At 62.6% G+C, this 14567-nt stretch carries 9 protein-coding genes; 2 read left to right on the top strand and 7 right to left on the bottom strand.

The genetic code is table 11. The annotated features are described in order from the left end of the window. Positions 1 to 670 precede the first annotated feature (670 nt). The 6 genes from O3303_RS14125 to O3303_RS14150 all read right to left on the bottom strand — a co-directional run bounded on the left by O3303_RS14125 (position 671) and on the right by O3303_RS14150 (position 10933). Positions 671 to 2119: a M16 family metallopeptidase gene (locus tag O3303_RS14125; RefSeq protein ID WP_269559043.1), complete on the bottom strand. Its 1449-nt coding sequence runs from the start codon at positions 2117 to 2119 to the stop codon at positions 671 to 673. Between the two features lie 17 nt (positions 2120 to 2136). Then, on the bottom strand, positions 2137 to 3567 hold the full coding sequence (locus O3303_RS14130; RefSeq protein WP_269559044.1) for a M16 family metallopeptidase: 1431 nt from the start codon (positions 3565 to 3567) through the stop codon (positions 2137 to 2139). A 241-nt stretch (positions 3568 to 3808) separates the two neighbouring features. Continuing rightward, positions 3809 to 5143 (bottom strand): family 1 glycosylhydrolase, encoded by a 1335-nt coding sequence (locus O3303_RS14135; protein WP_269559045.1) that lies wholly within the window; start codon positions 5141 to 5143, stop codon positions 3809 to 3811. A gap of 163 nt (positions 5144 to 5306) precedes the next feature. After that, positions 5307 to 6989 carry a GMC family oxidoreductase gene (locus O3303_RS14140; RefSeq protein WP_269559046.1) on the bottom strand — a complete coding sequence of 561 codons (1683 nt, stop codon included), beginning with the start codon at positions 6987 to 6989 and terminating at the stop codon, positions 5307 to 5309. Between the two features lie 119 nt (positions 6990 to 7108). Further along, complete coding sequence (locus O3303_RS14145; RefSeq protein WP_269559047.1) at positions 7109 to 7708, bottom strand: gluconate 2-dehydrogenase subunit 3 family protein; 600 nt, start codon at positions 7706 to 7708, stop codon at positions 7109 to 7111. 225 nt (positions 7709 to 7933) lie between these two features. After that, entirely contained in the window at positions 7934 to 10933 is a 3000-nt protein-coding gene (locus tag O3303_RS14150) for a glycosyltransferase family 117 protein (protein ID WP_269559048.1), read from the bottom strand. 175 nt (positions 10934 to 11108) lie between these two features. Between O3303_RS14150 and O3303_RS14155 the strand changes: the two genes are divergently transcribed. Then, the gene (locus tag O3303_RS14155; protein ID WP_269559049.1) at positions 11109 to 12494 is read left to right on the top strand and encodes a sensor histidine kinase; all 1386 of its coding nucleotides are present in this window, start codon (positions 11109 to 11111) and stop codon (positions 12492 to 12494) included. Positions 12495 to 12505: 11 nt separating this feature from the next. Next, positions 12506 to 13186, top strand: a complete 681-nt coding sequence (locus O3303_RS14160) for a response regulator transcription factor (RefSeq protein ID WP_269559050.1) — start codon at positions 12506 to 12508, stop codon at positions 13184 to 13186. A gap of 144 nt (positions 13187 to 13330) precedes the next feature. Here O3303_RS14160 and O3303_RS14165 read toward each other — a convergent pair whose 3' ends face one another. Continuing rightward, positions 13331 to 14176 carry an SDR family oxidoreductase gene (locus O3303_RS14165; RefSeq protein WP_269561914.1) on the bottom strand — a complete coding sequence of 282 codons (846 nt, stop codon included), beginning with the start codon at positions 14174 to 14176 and terminating at the stop codon, positions 13331 to 13333. Positions 14177 to 14567 lie beyond the last annotated feature (391 nt).

The following is a 14567-nucleotide window of genomic DNA, read 5'->3' on the forward strand; positions in this document are numbered from 1 at the left end:
CGGGTAGAGCCAAGGCTTATAAACAGGACCAGCAGCGGCAGTAACCCCTGCCAGGCACGGCCAAACAGCCGGAGATTGTGAGTAAGAGTTTTAGGTTTCATTCTAAAAAAGGGACGAATTTTGAGAGAATCGAACCATTTCGTGTCGAATTGAGACAGGGTTCGAGCGGCGTATACGGAGTTGCAGGAATAAGGCCGACATTTTGCATATAAAAAATAATATCCCTGTAAAATATCCATAAATAGCCCTTGTTTATGCGCTCATTCAGACGCGAAAAGGCCCTCTCCTCTCTCCAGCAGTACAATAAGCTATTCCTACTATTCATTTATTTCCCACTTTAGTGCACGACGCTATATGGCGGTACGGTCAGCGCTTTCTTAAAACGGGAAAGCTCAACATCTAACACGTCGTGCACGCTCACCCGAATTTTGTTGGCGAGCTGGGTAATGGGCAGGTCGTTGCTGTCGGTGCCGAAAGGCCGCGCTGTTTCTTCGCCAGCCCTCTCCAGGTCCAGAGCAGCACCCCGACAACCCGCTACTCACCACACTTCATCTTCCGTGAAACCGGCTTCCTTTTAGCCAGCGCAGGGCCCACTTTCGCCGCTGGCGAGGCGCACAAAAAAGCCGCGTCGGAAATCCGGCGCGGCGTTCTGCGGGTAGGCTTGGGGGCGCTACAGCGGCTTCTTGCGGGAAGCCTGGAACTTTTTGATCTGCGGGTCGATGATTTTCCGGTCGCCGACTACCACGATGGTCATGGCTTCGGGGCGCACGTACTTGCGCGCCGTTTCGCTGACCTGTTGGGGCGTCACGGCATTGATGTTTTTCACCTGCTCGGTCAGGTAGGAGTCGGGCAGGCCGTGCAGGTCGAGGGTGTTGAGCTGGCCGATGATGCCCGCCGGCGTGGAGTTGCGCAGCACAAACAAGCCCGACTCGTAGTTCTGGATGCCTTTCAGCTCTTCGGCCGAAGGCGGGGTTTTCTGCAGCTGCTCAATCTCATACACGATTTCTTTGAGCGAATTGCCGGTTTCCTGGGTGGTCACGTCGGCGTTCTGGCTCCAGTTGCCGGTGCGGTAGTGGGTTTCGAGGTAGCTGTAGGGCGAGTAGGTGTAGCCCTTATCCTCGCGGATGTTGCGCGTGATGCGCGAGCCGAAAGAGCCGCCCAGCAGCGAGTTCATCACCCGCACCCGCATATAATCGGGGTGCGAGGGGTCCACGACGGGCAGGCCGATGACGATGGTGGACTGCGGTGCCCCCGGCCGGTCCAGGGTCGTGACGTCGGGGCGGGTCTGGGATTTGGCTATTTCAATGCGCGGGGCCGGGCCCTGGGGCATGGTGGCCCAGGCGCGGGTAATGGCCTCGCGCACAGCCCCGTTGTCGAACTTACCGGCTACGTACACGCTGGTGCGCTGGGCGCCGTACTGGGTCTGGTAGAAGGCTTTCACCTGCGCCATCGTCAGGGCGTCGATTTCGGCATCGGTGGGGATGGGGCGGCCGTAGGGGTGGCTGCCGTAGAGGGCCTGGCTGAACTTCTGGCGGGCCTGAGTACCGGGCTGGGCGCGGGCCAGGTTCATCTGGCGCTTGAAATCGGCCTTGATGCGGGCCAGCTCGCTCTCGGGCAGCGCCGGGCGCTGCACCACCTCGGCCAGGAGCGCCGCCAACTCGGGAGCAAACTCGCTCAGGCATGAAGCGTAGATCAGGGTCTGGTCCTGGCCCACCGAAACATTGAGCCAGCCTCCCATCCGGGCCACTTTGTCGGCGAACTGCGCGCCCGTCAGCGTAGCAGTGCCTTCGCTCATGAGCTTGCTCAGCAGGTCGGCCACGCCGACTTCGGTAGCGGCTTCATGCACGTTGCCGGCCTGGATGGCCACCAACATCGTGGTTTTGGGCACCTGGCCGTAGGGCACCAGTTTCGCCTTGAGGCCGTTGGGCAACGTGAATTCCTCTTTGGCCGGCAGCTCAAAGTCGCGGGGGGTGCCGCCGGCGGGCGGAGTTTCGCGGGGTGCGGCCGGGGCCACTGCTGCCGCCGGAGCGGGCTTGGGTTTCGGCTTGGTTTGGGCCAGGGCAGCCGGGGCGGCGGTAGCCAGGGCCACGCAGAGCAGCCCGAAGTGAAGTGGTTTCATGGCGTAGTCTTCGTGGGTTAGCTTTTGGCCAGCGGGTTCACAATCAGCAGGGTGCGGTTGGTGGGCCGCAGGTATTCCTGCATGGTGCGCTGCATGAGGGCGGGCGTCACCTTACGGAACTCGGCCTCCAGCCGGTTGATGCGACCGGGGTCGTTGTCGAACAGCGCAAACGAGGCCAGCATATCGGCGCGGCCGAAGTTGTCGGAACCCGAAAGCTGGTCGTAGAGGCTGGAGCGCAGCTTCACCACGGCCAGATCCAGCGTGGCCTGGTCGATGCCGCCCTTGGCCAAGCGGTTGATTTCCTGGTCGAGCACACTTACCACCGAGTCGGCTTTCACCGACTGGTCGTAGATCAGGTCGCCCATCCAGAGCATGGGGCCGGAGTAGTTGAAGGCGTTGCCGAGGTAGTTGATGCCGCCGTTCACGTTGTCGGAGTAGCCGCGCTTCTGCACCAGGGCCTGGTAGAGGCGGCTGTCTTTGCCCTGCAGCAAAATCTGGTCGAGCAGGATGAGGGCGTAGTACTCCGGCGTGTTGCGGTCGGGCATGTGGTAGGCGAAGGCCAGGGCGGGCTTGGTGGCCAGCTTGTCGTCTTTGGTGAAGCGCTGCTCTTTCTCCTGGCGGGGCTCCGAAATGTCGGGCTTGGGCGGCTGCGGGGCGCTGGGAATGTTGGCGAAGTACTTCTGCACCCAGGCTTTGGCTTCGGCCGGCTCGAAGTCGCCGACCACGGCCAGGGCCGCGTTGCCGGGGGCGTAGTAGGTTTTGAAGAACTGCTGGGCATCGGCCAGGGTGGCCGCGTCGAGGTCTTTCAGGTCGCCGTAGAAGTTGTGGGCGTTGTTCCAGTTCTGGTTGGCTTTCTGGGGCATATCCAGCCACGGAAAGCCGCCATAGGGCGCGTTCAGCACGTTCACGCGCACCTCGTTTTTCACCACGCCCTGCTGGTTGGCCACGTTGGCCTGCGTGATGGCCAGCCCGCGCATGCGGTCGGCTTCAGCCCACAGCATAGTTTCCAGCTTGTGGCTGGGCACCACCTCAAAGTAGTTGGTGAAATCGAAGCGGGTGGAGCCGTTGAGGATGCCGCCGTTTTTCTGAATCAGCTGAATGAACTCCATCTTGCCCAGGTTCTGGGAGCCCTGAAACATCAGGTGCTCAAACAGGTGAGCGTAGCCGGTCCGGTCGCGGGGCTCGTTGCGGAAGCCCACGTTGTAGTAGGCTGCCACGGTAGCCGTGGGGGCGGTATGGTCGGGCGAGAGCACCACTTTCAGCCCGTTGGGCAGCGTGTAGTACTCCACCGGAATCTGGAAGGCGGCGGCCGGCGCGGGGGCAGCGGCAGGTGCAGCGGCCGGGGCGGGCGCCGTCACAACGGCCGTGGCTTTGGGGCTGCAGGCATGCAGCCCCAACAGCCCGGCCAGCCCCAGCAGATAGTGGCGGCCGGAAAATCGGTTCTTCATAGGAGAGAATAAGATAGGGTGACGAACAGGTGGAAAACGCCGTCAACCTACACAATCCCGGGAAGAAAATACAATATTCCGCTATGGAAGAAAACGCGGCCTGAGCGAAGTGCAAGCATCTAGCAGAAAGCCCATTGAGCATACCTCACCGCCCAACAAAAAAACCCCGGCAACATCTGGTGCTGCCGGGGTTTTGAAAGGTGCGGGTATCGGTGCGCGCGGCCAGCAATGGCGCGCGCACCTACTTCTTCACTTTAAGCGTGGCGGGGCGGTTGGTGAATTCGAACATCTCGCCGTGGGGCATGATGGTAATCTGGCCGAACTCGCGGATGAGCATCTTGTAGCTCTCCCCCACCGGCCGGATTTTGCGGTCCAGGTCGTAGAGGCCGCAGGCGTTGACGGTGAGGCGCTTTTCGGCCAGGCTGATGTCCCAGTCCACTTGGTCGAGCAGGCTGTACCAGGTGAATCCCACCACCGGCACGCCGTCGTGGCGGATGCGCTGCACGTTCACCCACTGCTTCCAGAGCCAGCATTCGGCGTCTTTGGGGTTGAAGGTGTTCGTTTCGGTGTGCATCACGGGCTTGCGGTACCGCTCGTAGTACTGGCGTGTCATAGTATACCAGCCCAGCACGTCCTCGGCCTGGCAGATCTGGCCGTCGGGCTTGATAATCTTCTCGTTGCGGCCGTAGTAGTCGTTGCCCATGATCTGGTAGCCGGGCGGCTCGCCGGCCATAAACCAGTCGAGCTCCTGGCGGGTCAGGCCGTTATCGAGGCAGTAGAGCAGCACTTCCGAGTCAAGCGGGTGGGCGTAGAGCAAATCCAGCGACAGAAACCGCAGCTTGTTGACCAGGCAGATTTCGGGCGTGGGCACGGCGCGCATCTCGTGGATGTACTCGGCCGACTCGCTTTGCACGATGATGCAGTCGGGCCGCACCTTGGCAATCTGCTGGGTGCCCATGATGCTGGCCGCCGTGATGTGCTTGATGGCCGTCACGAAGGCGCGGTCGTCCTTAAGTTGCTCGTTCCAGATGCCGTCTTTGGCGGAGGCGCGGGCCGTCACGTAAATCTCATTGACGGGCGTGTAGAAGCGCACCCAGGGGTAGCGCCGCGCCACGGCCCCGCAGTACTCGGCGAAGTGCACTGGCAGCTCAGGATTCTGGAAGTTGCCCACCCAGTCGGGCACGCCAAAGTGCATCAGGTCTAGGATGGGCGTGATGCCCAGGCGCTGGATTTCGGCCATGGCGGCATCGGCAAACTCCCAGTCGAACTGGCCGGGGGCCTTGTGCACGAGGTAGTACGGCAGGTTGTAGCGCAGCACCTTCAGGCCCATTTCCTTTACCAGCCCCAGGTCTTCCTTGTAGCGGTTGTAGTGGTCGGTTTCGGCCAGCAAATCGCGCCGAATGGTGCCGTTGGCGATGGTAGGGTACGAGCACTCGATGCCGGTGGCGAACATGAAGTTGCCCGCGTCGCCGGTAGGCAGGCCGGAGCCGTCGTGGCCGGCCGCGCCGCCGAACTGGTCGCCCTCGTAATGGCCGTCGCCGAAGGCTTCTTTGATGTGGGTGAGGAAAGACTTCATTTTTTGAAGCTGAAATGATGCGCCAGAAGGGTGCCTCATAATTAAGAAGAACGTCATTCCGAGCTTGCCGAGGAATCTCGCGTGCTGACGCCTGAATAGTATTGCAACATCAGCACGCGAGATTCCTCGGCAAGCTCGGAATGACGTGCTGATTCAGCCTACGCTATGCCCGCAACGACGCCAGAAACTTGTCGGCGGTGCGCAGGCTCAGGGCCATGATGGTAAGGGCGGGGTTGACGCTCAGGGCACTAGGGAATACTGAGTTGTCGCAGATGTAGAGGTTGGGCACATCGAAGGCCTTTCCGTCGGGGTTGACCACCGCATCGTCGCCGCTCAGGCCCATGCGCGCCGTCCCGATGACGTGGGCGTAGCGCTCGAAAGCCCAGATGTCCTTGGCGCCGGCGGCTTCCCAGATCTGGCGCATCAGCTTTTCGGCGTGGCGGTTCATGCGCTGCTCGTTTTCCTGGGCCGTGAAGTGCAGGCGCGGCTTGGGCAGGCCGCGGGCGTCCTTCTCGTCGCTGAGCTCCATGAAGTTGGCAGCGTGCGGCAGGCAGTCACCCAGGATGTTGATGCCGGCCGTGTGGTTGTAGCTGCGCATGTAGTCGCGCAGGGGCTGGCCCCAGAGCTTACGCTGGCGCACCATCTGGGTGGCAAAGGTCACGGGCATCACCCCGATGCTTTGCAGCAGGTAGCCGCCGGCAAAGTCGGCGTCTTTGGGGCGGTGGGTGTCCTCGGAAATCAGGCCGCCGGGAATGCCTTTGTAGGGCCGGATGTCCTCATCGAACGTGCCCCAGACCTGCATGCCGGGGTGGGCCATGAAGTGCTTGCCGACCTGCCCGCTGTTGAGGGCCAGCTCGTTGAGCATCAGCAGGCGCGGCGTTTCCACGGCGCCGGCGCACAAAAACAAGTGGCGGCAGCGCTGGCGCACGGTGCGGCCGTGCTGCTCGTACACCACGGCCACCACGCGGCCGGAGGCGTCGCGCTCAATCTCCGTCACGTAGGCATCGGCCCGGATTTCAGCCCCGAAGCTTTCGGCCAGGGGCAAGAAGGTGACGTCCATGCTGGCCTTGGCGCCACGGTTGCAGCCGGCCTGGCAGAAGCCCCGGTTGGTGCAGGCCTCGCGCCAGCCAATGCCCTCCTGGTAGTAGCGCGCCGACAGGGCCGCGTTGGCCGCCGGCGAGGTTTCGATGCCCAGCTGGGCGCAGGCTTTCTGCATGAGCAGGGCCGCACCGTTTAGGGGCAGCGGGGCCAGCGGGTAGCCCTTGCGGCGGCCGGCATCCCAGGGGTAGGGCGTGGGGCCGGAAACCCCCAGAAAGTGCTCAATCTCCTCGTAGTACGGTTCCAGCTCCTCGATGCCGAAGGGCCAGTCGACGCCCTGGCCAAAGTCGGTGTGCAGCTGCAGGTCGCCGCGGTGGGCGCGGGGCGTGTAGGCCGTGTAGTGCAGCGTGGAGCCGCCCACGCCGGTGCCAGAGTTGTTTTTGCCGAAGGCCACTGGGTTCTGGCCGGCCGAGAGGCGCTCGTCGTTCCAGAACAGGAAGTTCTGGGCTTTTTCGTCGGTGGCGTACTCGGTTTTGGGGTCGCGGCGGGGGCCGGCTTCCAGGGCCACCACCTTCAGGCCGGCCATGGCCAGACGGGCCAGCAGCGGCGCGCCGCCCGCGCCGGTACCAATCACCACGCAATCCACCTCGTCGGTGGGGTCGGGCAGCGGATTGGGGGCTTCCTCGCCGGTGGGCTCGGTGGCCGGGGTGGCTTCGTTATCGGCCAGAATGCTTTTCAGCAGCGGGTCCTGTATTTCGGGCTGAACCGGGTTCAGCACGCCTTCTTCGAGTACTTCTTCGTCGGGCATGTGGTAGAGTAACTGAGTAGTTGAGTAGCTGATTAAGTGATGAATGGGTAGCGGGAAAACTGATTGTATAGCACTGAAATCTAAACGATTACTCAGTTATTCCGCTACTCAGTTACTCTTCACTCAGCTACTGCCTCCGGCTCGCGGGGTTCGAGGGTGTTGGGGGTGACGTGGGGCCAGCCGGGCACGTCGGCCATACCCACGTAGCCGATTTCTTCCTGGGCCAGCGGGTGGGCGTAGTAGTTCTCGGTCAGCTCGGACAGAAACTCCTCGAAAAACCGGTCCTGAGGTACCTGTTGCCAGTTTTCGCCGGCTGCTTTGCCGGCGGCCAACTGCCCGATAACCGCGTCCTGCTGCTCGGCGCTCAAGGCCATGAAGGGCTGCTGAAACTGCGCTTCGGCGGCTTGGTTGATGCCGCCCAGGCCGAGGCGGTAGGCTTCGCGGTCGGGCGGCATGGCGTCGTAGCGCCAGCCGTCGGCGGTGCCGTCGGTGAGGCGCTTATCCACGGCTGGGGCCAGCTCGATGGGCGTTTCGCGGTCGGGCTGGGGGAAGATGCGGGCGGCCACGGCACGCAGCAGCTGGTACGTATCCGCGTCGAAGAACTGCGGGGCGTAGTTGGCGGGGGCGTTGAGGCGGGCCTCCAGGGCGGCGCGGGTAGCGGGCGTCACCAGCTCGGTCTGGAGCAGCGCCCGGACGGTGCCTTCGGGGTAGGTATTCAAGCGTTTTATTGCTAGTAAATGACGAAGCTTTGGGGAGCGCACCTGCGGCGCTTTATCTCAACAGTACTCATCATTACTGTCTGGCAGGGTATTTAGTTATGATGCCTATCGGTATTTTTTGAAATCTCTGCTACGGGCTAAAAATGCCATAAGCTTCGCCCTGACTATCCATCAGCCATACGCTGGTTGATAGTCAGGACGAAGCTTATGAGGGGGCAGCTGGGCTTACTGCCGTAGGTAGGGTTGCAGAAGCTGGAACGCCTGGTTGGCGCGCCGCTCGTCGCCGATTTGCTGGGCTGCCAGGTAGAGCTGCTGCGTGGTAGCGAGCTGCTGGCTTAGTTCCCGGTCGAAGAGGGCATAGGCGGGGTTGCTGTAGTAAGTGAGGGCGCGCTGGGCCCGGCCAAGCAGTAAGTCGAAGAGCTGGTTGGCTCGCTTACTCTCCCCGCCTGCCGTCAGGGCCGGCAGCAGCTGCGGGGTGTAGAAGTCGTAAGGAATGGCGCGGTCGGGCATGACGGCTAGGCACTTGTCGGCCAGCTTTTTGGCGGTGGCGGTGTCGCCGGCGGCCAAGTAGGCATTGGCCAGGCGGGCGAACTTTGCGCGGTAGTTGGCCGGGAACATCTGGCTGTTTTCGTCGTGGAAAACGGCGGGGTTGTTGAGGCCGCGGTAGGTGAATTGCTGCATCAGCTTCTGGTAGAGCAGATCTTTGGCTAAGTAGCCGGCTTCCTCGCGCGGGTCGTCGTTGGGGTTCTTCAGCGGCAGCACGCGCCAGGCCAGGCCTTCCAGCTGGAAGTAGGCATCCAGCCCCAGGTGGTCTTCGGTGCGCGCTACGCTGGTAGCGAAGTACACGGGCCGCTTCCATTGGTTGGTGGCCAGAATATCGAGCACGAATAGGTTGCGCTTTTCCATGGCGCCCTTGCCGATGTTGAACTCCATCTGCGGCACCAGCTGCCCGCGGCGGCCGGGCGGAATAATGCCAAGCTGCTTCACCGCCGTGGTATCAACAGGCAGGTAAAACCTGGGCGACGGAAACGAGAGTAGCGTGGGGCTACCGTCGCCGTAGCTGACTTTGAGCAAGTCGCTGTTGGCCTTCACTAAACCGATGAAATCGTGAAGATTGACGCTGCTGACGTTAGGATTTTCCACGTAGGGCAGGTAGTCGTTGGTACCTTGCCGGTACCGGGCGGCGGGCAGGGAAATGGGCAGCGGCTGCGACTTGTAGGCGCGGTTCGTCATCTGCCGGATGTACCAGTCGGTGTTCAGATAGCTGAGCACGGCCACCCGCACATCGGTGCGGATGCCTTCCACTTCCTGCGCGTACCAGAGCGGAAAGGTGTCGTTGTCGCCGTTGGTGAACAGGATGGCGTTGGGCGCGCAGGAGTTCAGCAGGTTCTTGGCCGCATCGACAGAGGTAAACCGGTCGGATCGGTCGTGGTCGTCCCAGCCTTCAGCCAGCATAATACCCGGCACTATCAGGCCCAGCAGCAAGGCCACGGCGGCCCGGGCGGTGTCGGCTTTCAGCGCCCACCTCAGAACCTCCGCCAGCGCCAGCACGCCCAGCCCGATCCAGATGGCAAAAGCATAGGTGGCCCCCGTGAAGGTGTAGTCTCGCTCCCGCGGCTCCAGGGGTGGCTGGTTGAGGTAGACGATGATAGCCAGACCGGTAAACAGGAACAACAACCCCACTACCAGCGCGTTGCGGGGGTCGCGGCGCACCTGATACACCAGCCCCAGCACCCCGAGCAGCAGCGGCAAGGCCAGGAAATTGTTGCGGGCTTTGCTGTCGGCCACCCGTTCGGGCAGGGCCTCGTGGCTGGTGGTGGGCCACAGCACGCCGGCGTGCTGCACGTCACTTTCGCGGCCCACGTAGTTCCAGAGGAAATAGCGCCAGAACATGTGGCCCATCTGATAGCGCAGCAGGAACGCAAGGTTCTGGCCCATTGTCGGCTTCACCCCTTCCTGAATATCAACCCACTGCCGGTAAGCGGCGGCGCGTTGGGAGGCGCTGGAAGTGCCGTCGGAATACAGGCGGGGCAGCAGCATCTTGTCTTCGTCGCGGTAGATCAGCTCCTGCCGCTGCTCGGCCACCACGTACTTGCTGCCCTCGCGCACGTAGCGCGGGCCGGCATCTTCCTGGGCAATGGGCTGGGCAAATACGTGGGGCCCGTAGAGCAGGGGCCGGGAGCCGTACTGCTCGCGCTTGAGGTAGCTCACGAAACTGAGCACATCGCGCGGTCCGTTCTGGTTGATGGTAGGCTGATAGCCACTGCGAATCGGCACAATCAGGTAGCAGGAGTACCCAATCAGGATGAAGGTGAAGCCCAGCAGGGCCGTATTCAGCAGCCGGGCGTTCTGCCGGTGCGACACCCGGAACCCTAGCACCAGCAGCCCCAGCAGCAGCACCACAAACCCCACCACGCCCGAGTTGAAGGGCATCCCCAGTGAGTTCACAAAAAACACCTCGAAGCTCCCCGCCAACGACGGCAGCCCCGGAATGACCCCGACCAGCACAACCCCCACGATTACGCTGCTAATCAGCAACGTAACCACGCTGCCCCACAGCGTGGGCGCAGGCTGCCGCCGATGGTAGTACAGCAAGCCCAGCGCCGGAATAGCCACCAGGTTCAGCAAATGCACCCCAATGCTCAGGCCGATAACGTAGGCAATGAGCACCAGCCACTTATCAGAATCGGGCTCGTCGGCGCGGTTTTCCCATTTCAGCATCAGCCACACCACCGCCGCCGTGCATAGGGCCGACATGGCGTACACCTCGGCTTCCTCGGCGTTGAACCAGAACGAGTCGGAGAAGGCAAAGGCCAGCGCCCCTACCACGCCCGCCGCCTGCATCAACAGCGCCTGCCCGCGGGTGGGTACCAGCAGCGCGGGGCTTGCTGGCGTGGGGCGGGGCAACACCAGCTTGGCCGCCAGCAGCGTGATGCTCCAGAACAGAAACAGCACTGCAAACGCGCTGCTCAGCGCCGACAGCGTGTTGATAAGCACCGCCACTTTGCTGGTGTCGCCGAAGCTGAGCAGGGAAAACAGCCGGCCAAGTAGCAAAAACAGCGGGGCGCCAGGTGGGTGCGGCACCAACAGCTTATAGGAGCAGGCAATGAACTCGCCACAGTCCCAGAACGAGGCCGTGGGCTCCAGGGTGAGCAGATACACCACGGTGGCCACGGCAAATACCAGCCAGCCCACCACATTATTCAAACGCGCATACGAACCCATACAGACAGCCGTAAACCACGCCAAGCGTGGGCAGCCGAGGAAGTTGCTGCGGCAGCAAAGGACCGCTAAGGGGGTGTAAACGACTGTTATTTTGTGTTAATGATTGTTAACGACTTGGTAGGGCCCGGCTAGCCCTGTACTTTCGATTGGCTGCCTATCAGCAGTACTCCCGCGTATGAAAAGCCGCCTGCGTATTATCTTCTGGCTGATGAGCTTGTGCATGCTGGGCATCAACGGGTTTCAGGCGTACTGGCTCTATACCACGTACCAGCTGACGGCCACCCAGTTTACGCGCACGGCGCACGAAGCGCTGCTGGCAGTGGTACAGCGGCAGCAGCTGGCCGAGGTGCGGGCGCTGCTTGAGCCTACGGCTCCCGGCCATCCCTACGGCCAGGTAGCCCTGCCCACGCCGCACCTTGATACGGCGGGCCGCGCCCAGCTGCGGCAGCTGCTGCGGGCCGGCGGCCAAGAGCGGGCTACGGCCCTGGCCACGTACCGCCAGGATGATAGTGTGGCCCAGGCGTTTCTGCAGTTTCTGCTCCGCAACGCCGACCACCAGCCCACGCTCAACCTCGCGCGCCTCGCCACCGCCTACCAGGCCGAGCTGCGGCAGCGCGGCGCCGAAGCCGCCTTCCTCTTCGATACCGTAGCCACAGCCGCCGCCCGGCGCCAACCGCCTGTGCCGGCCGGCTATGCCGTGCAAACCCCGGCGGTGGTGTTGCCGGCGCTGCCGAGCGTGGCTATTCGGGCCAGCTTTGAGCCGCCGTGGCCCTATGCTCTGCACCGCATGGGTGGGTTGCTGGCGGGCTCGTTCGGGTTGTTGTGCATCACCACGACTTGCTTTGCCTTGATGCTGTCCACGATTCTGCGGCAGAAAAAGCTGTCGGAAATCCGGGAAGACTTCATCAACAACATGACCCACGAGCTGAAGACGCCCATTGCCACGGTGTCGGCGGCGGTGGAGGCGTTGCAGCACTTTGGGGCATTGCAGGATCCGCAGAAAACCCAGACCTACCTCGCCATTTCGCAGCAGGAGCTCCAGCGCCTTTCGGGCCTCGTAGACCACGTGCTGCACATGGCCGTGGCCGAGCGGCAGCCGCTGCGCCTGGCACCCGAAACGGTGCGGCCCGCCGAGCTGGTAGCCGAGCTGGTGCAGCAGCACCAACTCACTACCACCAAAGCCGTGCGCTTTGCTGTAGATGTAGATTCGGCGGCCATCCGCTGCGACCGGCTGCACCTGCGCAACGTCATCAGCAACCTCATCGACAACGCCATCAAATACTCCCGCGAGCAGGTCACGATTACCATTGAGGGCAGGCCCGAAACCACCGGCTGGCGCCTCACCGTGGCCGATGACGGCATCGGCATTCCGGCCAGCTACCAGCCCGCCGTATTCGACCGGTTTTTTCGGGTGCCGACCGGTAACCTTCATCCGGTTAAGGGCTTCGGGCTAGGGCTGTACTACGTGCGGCAGGTGATAGAGCGGCACGGCGGTCGGTTGCAGCTGCGCAGTGAGCCGGGCAGCGGCAGCGTGTTTTCGTTCTGGCTGCCCGCATTGTAAGCTTCCGATCTATGGCAACTGTTCTGCTAGTGGAAGATGAAGCCGCCCTGGCTCTCATCATCAAGGATAGCCTGGAAATGCGCGGCTTTACGGTGCAGCACGCCGCCGATGGGGCGCAGGGGTTGCGCCTGTTCCGGCAGCAGACGCCCGATATTGTGGTGGCCGACGTTATGATGCCGCAGCTCGATGGGTTTGCGCTGGGCCGGCAGATCCGTCAGGAAAACGCCACCATCCCCCTCATCTTCCTCACGGCCCTCTCCCAGCCCACCGACGTGGTGCGCGGCTTCGAGCTGGGCGCCAACGACTACCTCCGCAAGCCTTTCAGCATGGACGAGCTAATCGTACGCATGCAGGCCCTGCTCAACCGCACCGCCGTGTCCACCGCTACGGCGGCGTCCGAGCCGCTACACATTGGGCGCTACGTTTTCGCCTACACTCAGCAGCGCCTACGCCTCACCGATACCGAAATCGAGCTGACTAACCGCGAAGCCGAGCTGCTCAAGCGCCTCTACGACCACCGCAACCAGGTTCTGGCGCGCTCCACCGTGCTATTAGAGCTCTGGGGGCAGGACCACTTCTTCAACGGCCGCAGCCTCGACGTATTCGTAACCCGCCTGCGCCGCTACCTCCGCGACGACCCGCAAGTGCAGATCCTGAACGTGCGCGGCATCGGCTACAAACTGATTTGCTGAAAGGGCCAACAGCCCATAAAACAGAACGTCATGCTGAGCTTGCCGAAGCATCTCGCGTGCTGACGTTGGGTTGGTAATCCGACATCAGCACGCGAGATGCTTCGGCAAGCTCAGCATGACGCTCATTACAATCTGTTGAGCTGCTTACTGGTCGCTGCTCATTTTGCCGCCCGTGACGTGTACCAGCGAGCCGGTCATGAACGAGCCGTCCTGGGAGGCTAGCAGCACGTAGGCCGGGGCCAGCTCCTCGGGTTGGCCGGGACGGGCCAAAGCCACTTCGTAGCCGAACTTCTCGATTTCGGCGCGGGGCATGGTGCCGGGGATGTTGGGCGTCCAGACGGGGCCGGGCACTACGCAGTTCACCCGGATGCCCCGCTCGCCCAGGTGGGTGGCCAGACTTTTGGTGAGGGCGTGAATGGCCGACTTGGTGCAGGCGTAATCAATCAGAATCGGGATGCCCGTCAGGCCCACGATGCTGCCGGTGTTGATGATGCAGTCGTCCTTTTTGAGGTGCGGCACGGCGGCCTGCGCCATCCAGATGTAGCCCAGAATGTTGGTATCGAAAGTGCGGCGGATCTGCTCTTCCGGGATGTCCTCGAACTTCTCCTGCGCCATCTGGAAGGCGGCGTTATTCACCAGAATATTGAGGCCACCCAGCTCGGCCAGCGTGCGGCGCACGGCCTGCTTGCACTGCTCCGGGTCGCGCACGTCGCTCTGGAGCAGAATGCAGCGGCGGCCCTGGGCCTCCACGAGGCGCTTGGTTTCCTCGGCGTCCACCACGTTTTCGTTGAAAAGCACGGCCACGTGGGCGCCTTCCATGGCAAAGGCCACGGCCACGGCCCGCCCGATGCCGGAGTCGGAGCCGGTGATGAGGGCCACTTTATCCTGGAGCTTGCCGGCGGCGCGGTAGGTGCTGAAGTCCATGGCGGGCTGCAGCTTCATATCGGCCTGCTTGGCGGGGTAGGGCAGCGTCTGGGCATGCTGCTTCATGTCTTTGGCCGTGGGGCGCTTCACCGGCTTGGGGGCTTCGGCAGCGTCCTTGGCGGCTTGCTTGGCGGCGGGCGTGGCGGCGGTTTTGGCCGGAGCCTTGGGCTTGGCGGGCGCTTTCTTCGGATCGGGAACGGACGGAGTGGCGGGTTTTTTGGCGGCCATAAGCGGGGGGCTGGCAGGGTGAGGTAATGAAGCTTCTGTGCTTACGCGAAACCTGCTGTGGCGTTGAGCGGCGGCCAAATGCTGTACGTATCCGCTTCCGGCCCATATATAGAACATACCCCATAATAACTAGTAGCTTTAGCGGAAGCATTCCGGCACGGGCGCAGGCCCGGCCGGGGCTAACCTGCTCTGTTATACCATCCACACCTATTGCCGGGGCCGCTGCCGT

The organism is Hymenobacter canadensis (genome assembly GCF_027359925.1).
GTDB classification, from domain to species: Bacteria; Bacteroidota; Bacteroidia; order Cytophagales; family Hymenobacteraceae; genus Hymenobacter; species Hymenobacter canadensis.